Here is an 18,468-nt window from a genome sequence, read left to right as displayed (position 1 = left end):
CTGAAAACTGCGATTCAGCGCTCCTGGAACGTTCAGACACAGTTGCCCACACAGAATCCGGCAGTGCTGTTCATAAAGAAACGTTCGACAAGGGGTTGCAGCATCACTGGCAGTGCTGACCGAGTTTTAACGCAAGGCGTTTTACAGTTATGAAACAAATTGCAATATTGCTGATGCAGCGTATCTTGCTGGGCGTACTGACGCTGTTTGTAATTTCGCTCATCATATTTTTGGCTGTATCGATGTTGCCAGGAGACGCTGCCGACGCAATACTGGGTCAGGCAGCAACACCGGAAACTGTCGCCGCCCTGCGCACTCAGCTGGGACTGGATATGCCCGCCCACTTGCGATACCTCAATTGGCTGGGAAACATCGTGCAGGGTGATTTCGGTGTGTCTTTGGGTAACGGACGGGAAATCAGCGAAGTGATAGGCACCCGGTTTTACAACACATTATTTCTGGCTACTTTTGCAGCTTGTATCGCGGTGCCGCTTGCTGTAATTCTCGGAATTCTGGCAGCGCTTTATCGCAACACCCTGTATGACCGAACAGTCAACATTGTGACCTTGTCGTCGATTTCAACGCCTGAGTTTTTCGTCGGTTACGTCCTGATACTCGTAGTCTCGGTTAAAGCCGGATGGCTGCCAAGCCTGTCGAATATTCAAGCTGGCGTTACCTTTTTCGGGCACCTGGAAAAGACTCTGCTGCCTGCGATTGTTCTTACATTGGTATCCATGGCGCATATGATGCGCATGACCCGTGCCGCGATCATCAACCTTCTTTCAAGTGCCTATATCGAGATGGCCGCGCTGAAGGGGTTAAAGCGTTTCCGGGTGATTTTTCATCATGCACTGCCCAACGCCTGGGCGCCTATTGTCAATGTAATCGTGCTGAACCTGGCCTACCTCACTGTTGGAGTCGTCGTAATTGAAGTTGTGTTTGTCTATCCGGGTCTTGGTCAGTTCCTGGTAGACGCAGTGGCCCGTCGCGATATGCCGGTTGTGCAGGCGTGCTGTCTGATATTTGCGGCAACCTATGTATTATTAAACCTGGTTGCTGACATTTTGTCGATTGTGACCAATCCACGTTTGCTGCATCCGAAGTAGAACCATGGTGACTGGCCGTTTTGCAGCAGGCTTTGACGGGTCGCTAAAGGCAAAGCGCGCACTCAGTGAGCTGCGACGCGCGCCTTTAAGTGCAAAGCTGGGGCTTTTCATCATCGCTGCGTATATCTTTTTGGCATTATTCGCTCCGTGGGTCGCTCCGTTTGGAGAATCCGAAATTGTCGGCAAGAAATTCCAACCCTGGGATGACCGGTTCCTTCTGGGTACGGACCACTTGGGACGCGATATGCTCACCCGCGTGATTTTCGGCGCACGCAATACCGTAGGAATTGCTCTTTTGACTACGATTCTGGCGTTTGTACTGGGTGCTGTATCGGGCATCCTGGCCGCTGTTCTCGGTGGCTGGCTGGATCAGCTGATGAGTCGTATTTGTGATATTTTCATGGCCATTCCAGCATTGATATTTGCGATGCTGCTGCTGTCTATATTTGGCACCTCAATTATCAATCTGATTGTGATTATGAGTGTAATTGACGCTACCCGGATATTTCGCATCACGCGGGCGGTGAGTATGAATGTCGCGGTCATGGATTTTATAGAGGCCGCGAAACTGCGCGGCGAAAAACTGCCGTGGATTACGATTCAGGAAATCCTGCCGAATATTTCATCACCGCTGGCAGCGGAATTCGGGTTGAGATTCTGTTTCGTCTTCCTGACCATCAGCGCTTTGAGTTTTTTGGGGATTGGTATTCAGCCACCCATTGCAGACTGGGGATCCATGGTCAGACAAACGGCTGTACTGATCACTTTTGACGACTACACGCCACTGATCCCTGCGGCGGCGATTGCACTTTTGACCATTGCCGTAAATTTTGTAATTGACTGGTTTTTGCATAAGACTTCGGGACTGAAAGATGACCTGTGATTCTGATACACCTTTGCTGCAAATTAAAGACCTGTACATTGACGGTTACAGTGAAGAGCGCTGGCACCCCATCGTAAAGGGGTTCACCGCAAGCCTGCGCCGCGGAGAAGTGTTGGGTCTCATTGGTGAGTCAGGTGCTGGAAAATCGACCATCGGCATCGCTTCGATGGGGTATTGCAAGGCCGGCTGCAGGATTAAGTCAGGGAGCATACAGTTCGAAGGGGTTGAATTGACGCAGGCCAGTGAAGAACACAAGCGCGGTCTGCGCGGATCGCGCATTGCTTACGTTGCCCAAAGCGCAGCGGCTTCTTTCAACCCGGCGCACAAACTCATCGATCAGTTCTCTGAAACTGTGATTTACCACCGGGTCGGCACCAAAGACGAGGCTTATGCTGATGCCAGGGATTTGTATGAAAAAATAAAAATGCCAGACCCCGACAACATCGGTTTTCGCTATCCTCATCAGGTTTCCGGCGGGCAGCTGCAAAGAGCGATGACTGCCATGGCGCTTTCGTGCCGGCCGGATTTAATCATTTTTGATGAACCCACTACTGCACTGGATGTCACCACGCAGATTGAAGTGCTGGCTACGATTCGCAATATTGTTGAGTATTTCAACACCGCCGCAATTTACATCTCCCATGATCTTGCTGTAGTTGCGCAGATGGCTGACAGGATTATCGTTTTGCGTTACGGTGAGCTGGTTGAGGAAGCACAAACCCGCACCATGCTCGCGCAGCCCGAACAAGACTACACCAAGTCGCTGTGGGCGGTTCGTTCGTTCAAAAAGACTTGCATTGCGAATACGGAAAAAGCGCAGCCGCTGGTGCGCGTTGTCAATGTCACGGCCAGATATCCGCGGGCAGCCGAAACTGTTCTCAGTGATGTCGGTTTTGATATCCATCGCGGTGAAACCGTAGCGATTGTCGGTGAGTCAGGCAGTGGAAAAAGCACAGCCGCCCGGGTCATCACTGGACTTTTGCCGCCTCAGCAGGGCCGGGTTGAGTTTAAAGGACAGGCGCTGCCGCCTGCGCTTCATGCCCGAAGCTATAAACAGCTTAAGGAAATCCAGATGATTTATCAGATGGCTGACACTGCACTGAATCCGAGGCATAAAATCCGCAAGATTATCGGCCGTCCGCTTGGGTTTTACCTCGGATTGGAAGGCGCGGAAAAACAGCGTCGTCTCAACGAACTGATGGAAATGATTGAAATGGAACCGAATCAATACCTCGACCGGCTTCCCGAAGAATTGTCGGGCGGACAAAAGCAGCGGGTTTCCATCGCCCGCGCACTTGCGGCAGATCCAAGTTTTATCATTTGCGACGAAATCACATCCGCGCTTGACCAGCTTGTTGCCGAAGGCATATTACGGCTGCTCGACCGTCTGCAGCAGGAACTGGGGCTTGCCTACATGTTCATCACACACGATTTAGCGACCGTACGTGCTGTCGCTGATCGCATTGTGGTCATGTATCAGGGGAAGATTGTGGAACAAGGTCCAAAAGCCGAGGTTCTTACCCCACCGCACCCTGCCTATACCGAGTTGCTGCTGTCGTCGGTGCCGCAAATGAATCCAGACTGGATGGACGAAATCATGGCGCAGCGCGCCGCGCAAAGCGGTATGCAGGCGGCCGGGAACTGACAGGGAATGACGAGTTCCGGTTGATTTACCGGTACATGCCGATTTTTTCGTCACCCAGACTGATGCCAAGGGCATTGATGAATCTGACCCAGTAAGCAAACGAGGCGATGACCTGTACGGCTTCAAGAATTTCCGTGTCCGAAATCCCTGCATTGCGCAGCGTTACGATGTCGTCTTCAGACATGCTTTGGGGGTCGCGCGTCAGCTTCGATCCGAATGCGAGCAGCGCCGCCTGACGGGAGTTGAATGATGGGTCGTGAAAATTTTGGCAGCGAATCGCTTCGATCATCGATTCTGCGAGTTCATCATCACCTAAAAGTGTTTTAAAGTTTGCTCCGTGATGGGTCAACGCATAGTGACAGTCGGCTGCGATCGCCACCTGGGTTGCCAGAAGTTCCAGAAACCACAAATCCGAATGGTTTGATTCGTTATGCAGGACGTCGCGAAAATGCTGATCTGCCGATAAAATCGCTTTGGGCTGTAAAGAAGCCGCGCGGTAGAGATTGTGAAGTTTGTTGTGGGTAGTTTTAAGTTTCTGATAGACCTTATGCAGATGGGGATCAGCATCTTGCGGATCGATTGTTTCAATCCAGCACGGTCGTTCCTGATTCGACATAGACAAATCCTCGATCAAAACGGGTATTGACTTCAGCTGCTGCGAACGCGCTTGCAGGTATGAGTCAACATGATGTGAAAGTGCGTATTTGTATTGATGCAATGCTCCTGCGGGCATTAAGACTTTCGCCCGCGTTTGGTGACCTTATAGTTTAACCAATAACGATAGGGGTATGATTATGAGTTACCAGAATATTCAATGCACACGCCGCTCCCCGCATCTGGGGGCATTTGTAGACCGTGTCGATCTCAGCACAGACTTAGGAGAACAAACTGTCGCTGAAATCAGATCTGCGCTGCTGGAGTTCGGGGTATTGTTCTTTAAAAATCAAAGCCTGTCCGAATCTCAGCACATTCGTCTGGGTGCGCAATTCGGAGAACTTGACGAGCCGCACCCGGTGTTTGACTGCAACCAGGACGACCCGCGTCTGACCATCATCGAATCAAAAGGCCGCGCGGCCGATGCCGAACATTACTGGCATACGGACGTCACCTATCAGGTGGCGCCATCTATGGGATCGATTCTGCTTGCCAGAAAAATCCCTGAATCTGGAGGAGACACGCTGTTTTCGAGCATGTATGCCGCCTACGACACTTTGTCCGAACCGATAAAAAATTTGCTCGAATCATTAACCGCGCAGCACTCAATTGAAAGAGGCTGGGGAACTTCATTAAGAATGAAGCCGGACGGAGAACAGGAGGTGAGAAAACTTATGGACGCGTTTCCGCTGCAAACTCACCCCCGTTTTGCGAACCCATCCGGAGACCGGACGCACGGCACTTTATGTCAATGAATATTACACCTGCCGAATCAATGAGCTGTCGGAACCCGAAAGTGCAGGACTGCTGAAAATTCTTTTTCAGCATTCGCAGCTGCCTGATTTTCAAATCCGTCACCACTGGGAAGTGGGAGATGTCGCGTTTTGGGACAATCGCTGCACGCAGCATTATGCCTCGCACAACTACGGAGCGGCTCACAGGATCATGAATCGGGTAACGATTGTCGGTGACCGGCCTTATTACAATGATTTCAATGGCCACAACTCCAGCGCACTGAATTAGTCGCATAGTTTATCGTCAAAACAGCTGCGCCAAGTGCAGCTGCAAGCGGTCAGGTTTTGTTTCGGCAAAGCAAAGCTTGCTTAACGCGAATGGAAGAATCGTTGCATGACATCGATGGTTTTTTCCATTTCATCTCCAGTGCCAACTGTAAAGCGCAATTTATCGGAAAAGTCCTCCAATGCGAACTGTCTGGGAATGATGCCATTTGCATTTAAGTGCCGATTGGTCTGACTCGCACTTGCGCCGCAATCAGGCGGAAACTGAACCAGTATGAAGTTGGTTTGACTCGGGTAGACTTTAAGTCCCAATTTGGCAAATTCGTCGCCCAGGGTGTGAATCCACCTGCTGTTGTGATCCAGTACTTTTGCAGTGTGCTGCAAGTCTTGCATACTGGCGATTCCAGCGGCATTCGCGATTGTATTTACCGGAAAAGAAGGCCCAATACGGGTTAAAAGTTCGATGACCCATTTCGGGCCGTAACACCACCCAAGTCGCAGCCCGGCCATTCCATGGACTTTGGAGAATGTGCGCGTCACAATGATATTTTCGAATTCATGCACCAGATTTGTCCCACTCTCGTAATCATCAGCCAGGGCATATTCGTCGTAGGCGGCATCTATGATCACAAGCACATTAGCCGGCAAAGAGCGGTGCAGTCGGCGGATTTCGTCACCGCCTAGGTATGTTCCTGACGGGTTATCGGGGTTGGCCAGCAGTACGCAGCGGGTTTTTTCGGTTACCTGTCCCAGGATTGAATCAATACTGTAGCGCAAATCGACATCTTCGGCAGCAACCGCCGTTGCGCCGGCGAGTTTGGCGTAGATCGGAAATTGCATGTAGGCGTTTTTACTGTGAACAAGCTGTTGTCCCGGACCTGTGAATGCGTTGACGATTCTCTGAAGCAATTCGTCAGAACCGGGTCCAAAGGCCATCCTTTCAGGGTTGAGCCGGTGACGGGAAGCGATGGCTTGCGCGAGTTTTTCTGTATCGACTTCCGGATACAGGTGACATTGACCGGCAGATTTTTTACAGGCTTCCAAAGCCAGCGGACTCATGCCGAGAGCGGATTCATTTGAAGACAGTTTGATTGGATTGCTGAAGCCTGCAAGCCTGGAGATCCCAACCATGTAATAGTCGATCGATTCGAGTGCGGGCTTTACTGCGATGCTACGCGTTTTATTGTTCATTGACTGGCCTTTTATGGTATCTGACTGTTTTGCTCATCGGTGTAAGAGAATTTGTGAAAGACCCAGTTCCACAACACCGTGAATGTTGACGATAATACGTGATGTTCGGACATACCTTACAGCAATGTCGGTTATGTTCCTGTACCAGTGCGGCATACGGGGCTTTGACATTTAGGTAAAACACGCTGCGGTCAGTTGTGATGGTGTTTCACATGTGTTCAGATGGATTGTCTTTTCCGCTCATTGAGGTTTTACTCCTTTTGAATTCATGCCTGAAGATTTGAGGTGAGTTTTTAAGATGAAAACATGCGGTGAAGCACTCATGGAGCTTCTAAAGCAATATGGCGTTTCAGTCGTATTTGGAATTCCAGGTGAACATACCCTTGAGTTATATCGCGGAATTCAAAGCGCAAAGATTCGTACCGTTACACCCCGAAATGAACAGGGTGCCAGTTTTATGGCTGACGGTTATGCCAGAGTGACGGGTCAACCCGGGGTGTGCACGATAATCACGGGTCCTGGCGTAACCAATGCGTCGACCGGAATCGGACAGGCCTACGCGGATTCAATTCCGCTGCTGGTTATCTCAAGCGCGAACGACAGTGCATCCTTGGGCAAAGGATGGGGCAGACTCCACGAAACCACTGACCTTTGCGCCATCACCCGACCCATGACTGCGTTCAGTGTGATGATTCATCACCCGGAAGAAATTCCCGAAGCCATTGCCCGGGCCTTTACGGTATTTAACTGCGCCAGACCGCGTCCGGTACATATCGCCATACCCATCGATGTTCTTGATATGCCTGTTGACGGTAAGTGGAGTGTGTGTGCACCGTCGTTTCGCCCGCAGCCTGCTATGGATTCGATACGATCTGCAGTTGACCTGCTGGCGACTGCGAAAAAACCGGTCATCATCGTTGGCGGTGGCGCACAGCATGCGTCCAGGCAGGTCACGATGCTGGCAGAAGCAATAAACGCCGCAGTGATTGCCTCGAACGCGGGTAAGGGAATTGTGGCCGACAGCAGCCCGTTGAGCTTGGGCGGAGGCGTAATCAGCCCGGCGGTCCAGCGATATCTCGGGCACTGTGATGTGGTGGTGGCAATCGCGACCGAATTGGCTGAAGCCGACAGTTTTATCTTCGATCTTCCTGTCAACGGTCAGGTCATTCGAATAGATATCGATCAGAACCGGTTCAACGATGCGTTTCCCGCGACTGTAGCGGTGCATGGAGACGCAAAGGCGGCGTGTGAGATGATTGTTCGTCATTGGGGCGAGAGAAACCTCTCACCCGGCAATACCGAAATTACAGCCGAACTCGATGCGGTTCGCAAAAACCAGCGAGAAGAATTCACCGACGTAGAACGCCAGCATGTGGTTTTGCTCGATGCTCTGCGTTCAGTTTTGCCCGATGACGCGATTGTTATGGGCGACATTGCACAGCTTGTGTACACGGGAACGGCGGCTATGAAAACACAGCTCCCTCGCACTTGGTTTTATCCAGCGGGATTTGGCACCCTGGGCTGTGCGCTACCCGGTGCCATAGGAGCGAAACTGGCCAGGCCGGATACAAATGTAGTTGCTTTGGTGGGTGACGGCGGTTTTATGTTTACCGTTAACGAAGTTGCCACAGCTGTCGAAGAGTGCTTGAGCATCCCAATTGTCATCTGGCACAATCACAGCTATGCGATGATTCGGGACGGCATGGTGAAAAGAGATATTCCGCCGACCGGCGTCACCCCGAAAGCGCCGGATTTTGAGATACTGGCACAAGCGTTCGGCTGCCCGGGCATCACGGTGCGAGACCGCGCATCGTTTGTAAAGTCACTGTCCGCTGCATTGGAATTCGAAGGCCCTTCGATCATCGTCGTAATGGAAGACGACGATTGGTTAAAGCGCGGTTTTGATGATTAAGGCGATAACAAGAATTTCAAGTTGACAAGGGCGCAAACATGTCCGTAATGAAGAACGATTGGTATTTGTGTGAGATAGACAAGCGGCTTCTCCGATTGTTTTCTGAGCGCAGAGACGGACCGCCGATGATTTGGTTTGGCAGTTACTTCGCGCTGCTGGTCGCTTTTGGCTTTGCAGTGGCAATGACGTGGGGGAGTTGGTGGGTCGTGGCGATGATTATCGTGTACAGCGCGCTTTGGGGTTGCGCTGCGTCGGCTGTGCATGAAACCTGCCACAAGACACCGTTTCGCACGCGCTTTTTCAATGAACTGACGTTGTGGACATTCGGGGCGATGGTGCAGATGGAGCCGATCTCGACGCGATGGGGACACCTGGGACATCATAGTTTCACACACTTCGATGAGGGCGATACCGAACTGTCCGAGCCTAACCCGGTTACCTGGGCAATACTGCTGCGCGTCGGTTCCGGGATTGACGGCAATCTGTTTTACTGGAAGTCGCTTCTCGCCCAGTCATGCGGGCGAATTACACAGGAGATGCTGGCTGTTATCCCGCCAAAGAAAGGCAAAAAAGCAATCCAGAATGCGCGCATTATGATCGGTGCTTATGCCCTGGTGATCGTATGGGCGGCGGCGATTCAGTCGTGGCTTCCGATTGTGCTTGTATTCGCACCGCGATTTATCGGTGGTCCTGTAACCGGGATTTTGCATTTGACTCAGCATACCTGTCTTCAGATGAATGTCAAAGATCACCGCTATTCAACCCGAAGTTTTACGGCAGGCCCGATCACACGCTTTTTCTATTTCAATATGAACCATCATATTGAACATCATATGTTTCCGATGGTGCCTTTTTACAATTTACCGAAGTTAAGTGCAGCATTGTCAAGTCAGCTGCCGGAGCCTTGCAAGGGGTTGTGGGGCGTATATCGGGAAATTTTCGCCGGTGTGATGCGTCAGCGAAAAGATCCGAGTTACTATATTGAAAAAGTTGTGCCGCAATGATGACGGACCCGTCATCATTGCCAGCCTTAAGTTCACCAACAAAACCGTGGCTGATCGTTTTGGCATCAATTTCGGATAGTTGACAAATTCACGCTCGCTTCGTTATTTCCGGAATATCGCCCGCCAATCCGCAAGCCAATCTGATGATGGCCTGTTTCGCGATTCTGGTCTGGTTGGTCAGACTGAAACCCAAACCAAGCAACGATCTCACCTTTTCCGAGGAACTTCTAAAACCCCGATCAAATCCGTCCATAAGACTGATCGTCGGTGAATTCACGGACTTTCTCCAACGTTCATATCGCCTGAGACCTTGATAGTTCCATGGGTCGCCGCCTTTGGTGACCAATGGATTCATCACTTCAAACAATGCCGCCGCGTCCATGAGTCCCAGATTTGCACCCATGCCCGCCAGCGGATGTATGACATGGGCGGCATCACCAATCAGAACCGCTCGGCTCTTGAAATAAGTCTCCGTGCGTAATTTTCTCAACTCGAACGAAACCCGGCGACTTAGCAGTCGAAACTCGCCCAGCCGATAGTCAAATGCCTGCGCCAGTTCCTGTTCAAATTCCTGCACCGGCATCGATTCGAGCTCAAGCGCGCGTGCTGTGATGCAACTCCAGACGATGGACAGACTTCCATCAGACAGCGGAAGAAATGCCAAGGGTCCAGTGGGCAGAAATTTCTGGTACGATATCCCTTTGGTGGGTTTAGTTGCCCGGACCTGGGCGACGATTCCACGCTGGTCGTAACTTTTCTGCTCAGCAATCTGAATTCCGGCCAATTGCCTGACCATGGAATCCGCACCGTCCGCACCGACAACCAGACGGCAACTGATTCGGTCAGTTTGCCCTGTACCAATCCAGACGATATCGGAGTCACTTTCCACCAGACTCAATTTCATTCCTGTTTTCAATTGGCAATTGGGCGATCGCTTCAGCACCTCCAGCAACGAAGTTGTCAGTACATTGTTCTCGACAATGTATCCAAGCTCACTCTCGCCGACATCCTCAGCGCTAAAGTCAACGTGGCTGCCGCTGGAATCCCAAACCTTGATCTCGGAAAACGGCATCGCACGCTTCGCCGCAATCGGCTCCCACACATCCAGAGCATCTAGAAATGCCTGCGACCCCAGGTTGATGGAGTTGACTCGAAGATCGTATTCGTCAGGATTGAATGCCGGTATCTCGCCCGCTTCCAGAACAAGTATCCGTAAACCCGAATCCCTCATGACGCATGCAAATGCGAGACCGGCGATTCCCCCACCCACAACAACGATGTCATAATCAGGACCGTTCACGCGGATTCCCCATAATCTACTTCCTGTCCCATATTCGACACCGACAGACGATGTACTCCCATAGTGCGCCGAAGCAGCATCTGTCTTAGCGGTGCAACAGCCTGAACGACATCCAGGCCGACATTTCTCAGCCGCAGTTGGTTTGGGCTGTCATTTGCAAAAATCCGGATCAGGCCGTCAGTAAAACTCCCGACGACCTGACTTTCACTTTCCCGTCGAATCTGGTACTCCTCAAGCGCGTCATAGCAACCGATATCCCAGCCTCGGTCGCGGTATTGTGCCAGAATCCTCACGAGTTCGGCCGTGTCGCGCAACGCGAGATTGAATCCCTGACCCGCAACCGGATGAAATGTATGCATGGCATTGCCGACAACGGCAACTCTCGGCCGCACAAATCTCTTCAGCATGCTGTAGCTGAGTGGATAGGCGCGGCGTTCACCCGTAAGTTCTGTAAAGTTTCCCGCCCTGCCACGGAAGACTTCCTGAATCTCATCCAGGAACTGACTGACCGGCACCCCGATCAACCGTTCAGACTCCTTCGGTTCCAGCGTCCATATCACCGTATAGCCGCGATTACCTGACGGCAGTAGAGCAAGTGGACCGGTCCGGATGAAATGTTCGTACGCCTTGTACCTGTTAGGCCTGTCCGTTTCCACCCTGCACACCAGGGCATTGCGTCCATACTGCTTCCCGCGTGTGCAAAAGCGAAGTTGATCGCTGATTCCGGATTGACCGCCATCTGCAATCACCAGGACTTTCGCTTTCACGGTTTGTGTGGATTCATCAGATATTGATCGGACATCGCACCGGACTTGATCATGATCGATTCTAAGATCAGACAGTTCAGCCGGACTGAATGTTGAGATCGATTCAAATCCACCGATGAGGCGAAACAAATGTGTGAGCAGTGTCTGCGCTTCGACGTTCCAGCCCATCACATCGCAACCGACATCCGAGGCTTTCAACTGCACCTGACCCCGCATGCCGCAGTCGGTCACTTCCGTCGTCCGGATTGCGGTGACTGAGCCTGACGGTAACTGGTCCCACAACCCAAGTCTGCGGAAAATGACGCCGCTGCTGTAGGTCAATGCGATTGATCTGGTGTCCACATCTCGCTGCTGCGCAGGCTGAACTGATCGGATATCGACCAATGCGACGCGAAAGCCGGATGATGCCAGGTCCAAAGCCAGACTGGCACCTGCCAGTCCACCACCATTGATGATCAGATCGAATTCAAGCTTGGTCTGCACAAATACTCCAGCTTTGACCGCAAGTGTCGATCTAGCCGGACATCAACGCTTCGATCTCAACGGTTGATTTGGGCACGTCACCGGTCATCACTCGATGTCCATCCTCAGTCACCAAAACATCATCCTCAATTCGAATGCCAATACCGTGCCAATGTTCATCCAATTCGTCGGAAGCCGAAAGATAGATGCCCGGCTCCACCGTCATGTACATGCCTGGCTCGAGCCGACGCATTCCGTCGTAATCCCTGTATTCCCCGACGTCGTGGACATCTATACCCAGCCAGTGCCCCACTTTGTGCATGTAATACTTCTTGACCAGATTGTTTTCGATGGCCTCTTCAGCGCTGCCGGTGAGAATCCCGAGATCAATCAGACCATCCGCGATCGTCAGTCTCGCCGCATCATCGACATCACTGTAACGCTTGCCCGGTCGAACTGCCTCGATCGCCACCCTTTGCGCCTCAAGCACCACATCGTAAACAGCTTTCTGATGAGCGGTATATTTTCCGTTTACCGGGAACGTACGCGTGATATCAGCAGCATAGCAGTCATATTCAGCACCCGCATCAATCAGCAACAGATCACCATCTTTCATGTCACTCGAATTGTCGGTGTAGTGCAGAATACATGCGTTTTCACCCGCTGCGACAATGCTCGGATAGGCGGTCCTGCAATTGTTTTTCTGAAACCAGTATTCGATCTCAGCCTGTATCTCATATTCCGCCATGCCCGGTTGGCAGACCTGCATGGCGCGTCGGTGTGCTTCAGCGGAGACCGTTGAGGCCGTAGCCATGAATTCAATTTCCCTTTCCGTCTTGAAAAGACGCATTTCGTGGAGTATCGAGCCGAGGTCGAGTATTCCACCAGGTGCCTTGGTACCGGTCCGCACCATGCGGCGCACCTGATTCAGCCACCCGATCACGCGCTGATCAAATTCCGGATACCGACCGAGGCAGTAGTGGATCGAGTCACGATTTTCCAACAGCGATGGCAGTTTTTCATCCAGCTCGTCATAACCGAATGCAGCGTCCGCACCAAAGGTTTCGACCGCGCCCTGTGGTCCGTGACGCCGGCCCTCCCAGAGTTCTGAATCCGGGTCCTTTGCCCGACAGAAAAGTATGTAATCCCCTTCGTCGCCGCCTGGCGTCAGGATCGCGACTGACTCGGGTTCCGGAAATCTTGTCAGGTAGTAAAAATCGCTGTCCGGACGATACGTGTAGTAAACGTCTGAATTCCGGCGCTGCTGTGTCGCATTGGGAATGATGGCAATGCCATTTCCAATACGGTCCATAACCTGTCGACGACGCTCTGCCTGATTCACATCAAGCCTCCCGCACCTGTACTCTGGCCTGAAAGCGAATGCATATTCAATTGCTCATAGATCAGTTGAACGCCGATTCGAAGGTGCTCGTCCAATATCATAAATGAAGATTCGAAATCCTCGTCGGTCGGATCCGATTCCGGATCAAGTTCTGTCATCTCCTGGACATCGGAAATGAAATCCATGCCATCCTCTGACAGTTGCCCGAGCGATATTTCACCGTAATCCATCAATGCCCTGAGATATTCCGTACACCACGATGTCAGCGCGACGATTCGATCTGTGGGCGAACACCCCTCGTGGGGCAGCAGGATACTGAATTCCACGCCGAACTCGTCCAACTGTGCCAGCACCTCCCGATAAAGCCCGCGAACGTCCTGCTCCAGCATTCGGTATTCGTCTTCCGACACATACTGACTCTCAAAACAAAGTACAGGCAACCAGTTGTCGATATCATTCTCGCCCACCCCGGCACAGGTCAGCCCTGCGATCATTCCGTGCAATCCCGACGCGGTGGTATTCATTTGAAACCCTTCCAGGAATTCCTCAACTTCAACTATCGTCAGAATCATTGCAGGTACTTCCAACTCCCGATGCCTGGATTGTGAAACCCGACTTTGTATGATATTTCAATTTCGGCAGATAAAACTGCCAACTCACCCGAGATCGGGCAATGTCATCACGCTTGTGCGTTGGCCATCAATTGCTTTTTCTCGATCCAGGCAGACGATATTCCCGCAATGAAACCAATGAGCAGGCCGTCAATCACAAACCAATAGGGCGAAGTCAGTGCGCCTCTCGAGACATGCATCATCCACATCATCTGCTGCACCCTGTCCCCTGCAATCAGTACCAGCATCAGGCACATCCATGCGCTTACGGCCGGACTTCGAATCCACCACGGGATTCGCCAGTCGGTAATCGGCAATCGTACGATCACATTTGACATCGCTACAATTGCTCCAAGAGTCGTATACCAGAACACAGTCGCCCATCGGCCCATCAAGTCAACACCCGAATCTGACATAAGGAAAAACATCGCCAATCCCATGCAGAAAGTCACCGACTTTGCAACCGTGATACCTGCAATGTATGGGGGAAACTTGGAAAACAACCTTATTGTCACGATGACCAAGTTGTTCGTTACGACGTTGAGTGAATGGAGTGTTGAAGGACTATGTCTTCCTCGGGCATGATAACACAACGATTGCCAGCCCTGACAATGGACACAAGCCGGCAGCCGCTGGATGGTCTGCCCTTATGTCTCCGACGTTGCCTTGCTCCATGTAAAATAACCGCGGATTTCCACATGACGATAAGGAGATTGGCAAATGGCTCAAGCAACTGTAGGTGGGAACACGGTTCCAGAAAGAGGTCGGATCCGTCGCCGCTCGCGAACGCAGTCAACCGCACCGATCATTATTGCGGGACTCAAGCGAGAGATTCCAACGTACGACATTGTCAGCGAGGAAGGCCTCGATATCATTGAGCACAGGACCGACGAGATCCTGCAGGAAGTCGGGGTTGAATTCCGTGGTGATGATGTCGCACTCGAAATCTGGAAACAGGCTGGCGCTGACGTCAAAGGTCAACGGGTCCGATTCGACAAAGGACTCGTTCGCAGCCTCCTGAAGACTGTTCCAAGTTCATTCGTCATGCATGGACGCAATCCTGCAAAATCGGCACGAATTGGACGAAATCACCTCGTGTTCGTCCCCGCATACGGATCGCCGTTTGTTTCAGACCTGGATCAGGGCCGACGCTACGGTACCATCAAGGACTTTGACAATCTGGTCAAGCTCGCGTATTCGTCACCTTGGATCCATCATTCCGGCGGTACCGTGTGCGAACCCGTCGACCAACCCGTGAACAAGCGGCATCTCGACATGGTGTATGCGCATATCAACTACTCCGACATGCCATTCATGGGTTCTGTGACAACGCGCGATCGGGCTCTGGATTCCATTGAGATGGCGAAAATCCTGTTCGGACAGAAGTATACCGACGAAAACTGCGTCATCTCAGGCAATATCAACATGAACTCACCCCTGGTCTATGACGAAGCGATGTCCGGTGCCTTGCGCGCCTACGCGCAAGCGAATCAATGTCCGGTCGTGGTGCCTTTTGTACTCAGCGGCGCAACCGGACCGGTAACCATTGCCGGCTCAATTGCCCAGGGACTGGCTGAAGTCATGGTCGGAGTCGCTCTGGGACAACTGGTTCGACCCGGTTCTCCGGCAATATTCGGAAATTTCACGACAACCGTCAATCTCAGGGCCGGATCACCGTCGTTCGGAACCGCCGAATCAGCCGCCGCATCCTACGTTGTCGGCCAGATCGCCAGAAGGTTTGATGTCCCGCTGCGCTGCAGCGGGGGATTTACAAGCTCTCAATGTGTCGATGCCCAGTCGACCAACGAAAGTGTCAATTCACTCATTGCCGCAGTCTTGTGCGGATCGCATTTTGTACTGCACGCAGCAGGATGGATGGAGAGTGCCTTGACGGTCAGTTATGAGAAATTCGTGATCGATGCGGACTTCCTGGGAGCGCTGCACAAGTTCGTCAAGGGCGTATCTTTGGAGGATGAACAGTTCGCCGGCGGCGCCTTCGCAGAAGTCGGACCGGGAAATCACTTTTTCGGCAGCACGCATACACTTGCGAACTACGAAAACGCCTTCTATGAATCGGAATTGTTCAGCACTCTGCCATACGAGCAATGGGAAGAGGAAGGAAGTCTTGATATCGCACAACGCGCAAATCTGAAGTGGAAGCAAATGCTCAAGGATTACCAAAAACCTGAACTTGACCCGGGCGTGGATGAGGAACTGCAGGCATTCATTCAGCGAAGAAAGAGCGAAATGCCGGATATCTGGCATTAGATTGAGACGATCCAACCCCCGGTTTCGCGCCGTCAGCAGCAACGCGAATACTGAGCCTTGAACACAAGCGGCCGACGATCAGCTGTGACCGGTTTTTGCTCTCCCGGCGGGTGCTTGACTCAATTTCAATTCGAGGGCGGCGAGAATCAATCAGGCACGAAGCATCTCCACAACCAAGTCTCCGATTCCGGCAGGGTTTTCGGTGACCTGAACGCCGCATTCACGCAACACCGAGATTTTTTCTGCCGCAGTCCCCTTGCCTCCGGCAATGATCGCACCTGCATGCCCCATCCGTTTCCCAGCAGGGGCGGTCACCCCGGCAATGAACGCTGCAACCGGCTTGGTTGAATTTTCCTTGATCCATCGCCCGCAATCCTCTTCATCCGTACCGCCGATCTCACCGCACATGACTACGGCTTCGGTATCCGGATCGTCATTGAACCATCGAAGGACGTCGACATGCTTCGTACCGTTGACCGGGTCACCGCCGATACCGACGCAGGTGGACTGACCCAGGCCCAGCTTGGTCAGCTGATCCACGACCTCGTAGGTCAACGTTCCGGACCTGGACACCACCCCGATCGGCCCTTTCCTGTGAATGTACCCCGGCATGATCCCGATCTTGATCTCCTCGGGCGTGATCACTCCGGGACAATTCGGCCCGACCAGAATCGTCTTTGAGCCCTTCATCTTTTCGCGCGTCATGACCATGTCCTTGACGGGAATGCCTTCTGTGATGCAGATCACGAGATCCAGTTCCGCCTCGACAGCCTCGTCTATGGCGGCAGCAGCAAAAGGCGGGGGAACGTAGATGACCGATACCGTCGCGCCGGTCTGATTCTTCGCTTCCACAACCGTATCGTAGACAGGGATGTCATCGATAACCTGACCGCCCTTGCCGGGTGTGACTCCGGCAACAAATGTACGCTTTCCATCGGCATAATTCACACAGTTTCGAGTATGAAACAAGCCTGTTTTTCCCGTCATTCCCTGGGTCATGACACGCGAATCGCGATTGATCAGGATCGACATGTCTTAGTCTCCTCTCACTGCGCGGACGACTTTTGCCGCCGCATCGTCCATCGTATCGGCGAGAATGAGCGTCAATCCCGAATCACTCAGGATCTGCTTGCCTCTTTCGACATTGGTACCCTCAAGCCGAACCACGACCGGTACATTAAGCTCAATCTGGCTGAATGCGGTGACCAGTCCTTCGGCGATCACGTCACATCGCATGATGCCACCGAAGATATTGACCAGTACCGCGCGGATTTGGTCGTTGCCGAGCATGATTTTGAACGCTGATATGACCTGTTCCGTCGTAGCTCCGCCGCCAACATCCAGAAAGTTCGCAGGTTCCTCGCCGTACAGCTTGATGATGTCCATGGTTGCCATCGCAAGTCCGGCACCGTTGACGAGGCAACCGATGTTGCCATCCAATGAGATATAGGTCAGCCCGGCGTCAGACGCCTCGATCTCTTCCGGTGACTCCTCATCCAGGTCCCGATATTGGGACAGTTGCGAATTTCGGTATATCGCACTGTCATCAAAAGTCATTTTCGCATCAAGTGCGATGACCCTGCCATCCGTGGTCACAACCAGCGGATTGATTTCAGCCAGTGAGGCATCGCTGTCCCAAAACGCCGAATACAATGAGATGAGAAACTCAGCCGCGCTGGCGACAAGCTCTTCGGGAACCGAGCAAAAACGCGCCGCGGATTGTGCATCGGTGTCGGTCAGACCAACTTGTGGATCGATGAACGTCTTATGTATCCTTTCCGGAGACCGTGCCGCAACCTCCTCGATCTCCATGCCACCTTCAGGACTGACCATCAGGACAACGCGCTGGGTTGTCCGATCAACAACGAGTCCGGCATAGATCTCAGATTGAATCGGAACTCCTTCCTCAACCAACAGACGCCGGACCGGCTGTCCTTGGGGACCCGTCTGAGGCGTGACCAAAGGCCGTTGCATGATGTCACGGGCAGCCTGAACTGCGTCGTGCTCCGAGTGCACCACACGCACACCACCGCCCTTTCCGCGTCCACCCGCATGAATCTGTGCCTTGACGACCCAGACCTTTCCGCCAAGTTGCGCCATTGCGTCGGGAACCTCGTCGGGACTCCGGCAGACGACGTTGCGCGGTGTCGCCACGCCGAACTTGCGCAGGATCTCCTTTGCTTGATATTCGTGTACCTTCACTTCGCTTTTACTTTGGGAATAATCGTTTATAGTTGACAGGTGTAAAATCAATCCGATTTTTTCGATTTCCTGGAATATTTCTGCCTGTCGGCGTTCTGCATG

17 protein-coding genes are annotated in these 18,468 nt (G+C 52.4%); 8 read left to right on the top strand and 9 right to left on the bottom strand.

Annotated features, from left to right (window positions below; genetic code table 11):
• The first annotated feature begins 149 nt into the window (after positions 1-149).
• The 3 genes from OXI60_04880 to OXI60_04870 are packed head-to-tail and all read left to right on the top strand — an operon-like array spanning position 150 to position 3,634.
• Positions 150-1,106: an ABC transporter permease gene (locus OXI60_04880; protein MDE0309148.1), complete on the top strand. Its 957-nt coding sequence runs from the start codon at positions 150-152 to the stop codon at positions 1,104-1,106.
• Between the two features lie 4 nt (positions 1,107-1,110).
• Positions 1,111-1,989, top strand: a complete 879-nt coding sequence (locus OXI60_04875) for an ABC transporter permease (protein ID MDE0309147.1) — start codon at positions 1,111-1,113, stop codon at positions 1,987-1,989.
• Positions 1,979-3,634 (top strand): ABC transporter ATP-binding protein, encoded by a 1,656-nt coding sequence (locus tag OXI60_04870; protein ID MDE0309146.1) that lies wholly within the window; start codon positions 1,979-1,981, stop codon positions 3,632-3,634. Before OXI60_04875 ends, OXI60_04870 begins: the two co-directional genes overlap by 11 nt.
• A 25-nt stretch (positions 3,635-3,659) precedes the next feature.
• Here the strand turns inward: OXI60_04870 and OXI60_04865 are convergent, their stop codons facing one another.
• Entirely contained in the window at positions 3,660-4,250 is a 591-nt protein-coding gene (locus OXI60_04865) for a peroxidase-related enzyme (GenBank protein MDE0309145.1), read from the bottom strand.
• A 178-nt stretch (positions 4,251-4,428) separates the two neighbouring features.
• On the opposite strand from OXI60_04865, the gene OXI60_04860 reads away from it, so the two are divergent.
• Together OXI60_04860 and OXI60_04855 are read left to right on the top strand one after the other, a co-directional pair.
• Positions 4,429-5,043 carry a TauD/TfdA family dioxygenase gene (locus OXI60_04860; protein ID MDE0309144.1) on the top strand — a complete coding sequence of 205 codons (615 nt, stop codon included), beginning with the start codon at positions 4,429-4,431 and terminating at the stop codon, positions 5,041-5,043.
• Positions 4,997-5,311, top strand: coding sequence for a TauD/TfdA family dioxygenase (locus tag OXI60_04855; GenBank protein MDE0309143.1), 315 nt, complete (start codon positions 4,997-4,999; stop codon positions 5,309-5,311). Before OXI60_04860 ends, OXI60_04855 begins: the two co-directional genes overlap by 47 nt.
• Before the next feature lie 80 nt (positions 5,312-5,391).
• On the opposite strand, the gene OXI60_04850 is transcribed toward OXI60_04855, so the two are convergent.
• The gene (locus tag OXI60_04850) at positions 5,392-6,498 is read right to left on the bottom strand and encodes a histidinol-phosphate transaminase (GenBank protein MDE0309142.1); all 1,107 of its coding nucleotides are present in this window, start codon (positions 6,496-6,498) and stop codon (positions 5,392-5,394) included.
• A 298-nt stretch (positions 6,499-6,796) separates the two neighbouring features.
• On the opposite strand from OXI60_04850, the gene OXI60_04845 reads away from it, so the two are divergent.
• Positions 6,797-8,410 (top strand): 5-guanidino-2-oxopentanoate decarboxylase, encoded by a 1,614-nt coding sequence (locus OXI60_04845; GenBank protein MDE0309141.1) that lies wholly within the window; start codon positions 6,797-6,799, stop codon positions 8,408-8,410.
• 47 nt (positions 8,411-8,457) lie between these two features.
• Positions 8,458-9,414: a fatty acid desaturase gene (locus tag OXI60_04840; GenBank protein ID MDE0309140.1), complete on the top strand. Its 957-nt coding sequence runs from the start codon at positions 8,458-8,460 to the stop codon at positions 9,412-9,414.
• Positions 9,415-9,502: 88 nt separating this feature from the next.
• Here the strand turns inward: OXI60_04840 and OXI60_04835 are convergent, their stop codons facing one another.
• From OXI60_04835 to OXI60_04815, 5 genes are all read right to left on the bottom strand, one after another.
• Positions 9,503-10,714, bottom strand: coding sequence for a UbiH/UbiF/VisC/COQ6 family ubiquinone biosynthesis hydroxylase (locus tag OXI60_04835; GenBank protein ID MDE0309139.1), 1,212 nt, complete (start codon positions 10,712-10,714; stop codon positions 9,503-9,505).
• Complete coding sequence (locus OXI60_04830; GenBank protein ID MDE0309138.1) at positions 10,711-11,964, bottom strand: FAD-dependent monooxygenase; 1,254 nt, start codon at positions 11,962-11,964, stop codon at positions 10,711-10,713. The genes OXI60_04835 and OXI60_04830 overlap by 4 nt, the downstream gene beginning before the upstream one ends.
• Before the next feature lie 31 nt (positions 11,965-11,995).
• The gene (locus OXI60_04825; protein ID MDE0309137.1) at positions 11,996-13,285 is read right to left on the bottom strand and encodes an aminopeptidase P N-terminal domain-containing protein; all 1,290 of its coding nucleotides are present in this window, start codon (positions 13,283-13,285) and stop codon (positions 11,996-11,998) included.
• Positions 13,282-13,857 carry a YecA family protein gene (locus OXI60_04820; protein ID MDE0309136.1) on the bottom strand — a complete coding sequence of 192 codons (576 nt, stop codon included), beginning with the start codon at positions 13,855-13,857 and terminating at the stop codon, positions 13,282-13,284. The genes OXI60_04825 and OXI60_04820 overlap by 4 nt, the downstream gene beginning before the upstream one ends.
• Before the next feature lie 107 nt (positions 13,858-13,964).
• Complete coding sequence (locus OXI60_04815; protein MDE0309135.1) at positions 13,965-14,411, bottom strand: hypothetical protein; 447 nt, start codon at positions 14,409-14,411, stop codon at positions 13,965-13,967.
• 205 nt (positions 14,412-14,616) lie between these two features.
• Here OXI60_04815 and OXI60_04810 point away from each other — a divergent pair, with 205 nt between their 5' ends.
• A complete protein-coding gene (locus OXI60_04810) occupies positions 14,617-16,164 on the top strand; it encodes a trimethylamine methyltransferase family protein (GenBank protein ID MDE0309134.1) in 1,548 nt (515 codons plus the stop codon).
• A gap of 150 nt (positions 16,165-16,314) precedes the next feature.
• On the opposite strand, the gene sucD is transcribed toward OXI60_04810, so the two are convergent.
• Together sucD and sucC are read right to left on the bottom strand one after the other, a co-directional pair.
• Complete coding sequence (gene sucD / locus OXI60_04805; GenBank protein ID MDE0309133.1) at positions 16,315-17,196, bottom strand: succinate--CoA ligase subunit alpha; 882 nt, start codon at positions 17,194-17,196, stop codon at positions 16,315-16,317.
• 3 nt (positions 17,197-17,199) lie between these two features.
• Positions 17,200-18,468, bottom strand: a 1,269-nt coding sequence (gene sucC / locus OXI60_04800; protein MDE0309132.1) for an ADP-forming succinate--CoA ligase subunit beta, incomplete at its 5' end; no start/stop codon positions are given.

The organism is Acidiferrobacterales bacterium (assembly GCA_028820695.1).
Lineage (GTDB): Bacteria > Pseudomonadota > Gammaproteobacteria > Arenicellales > JAJDZL01 > JAJDZL01.
This window is presented reverse-complemented; position numbering and strand designations above follow the sequence as displayed.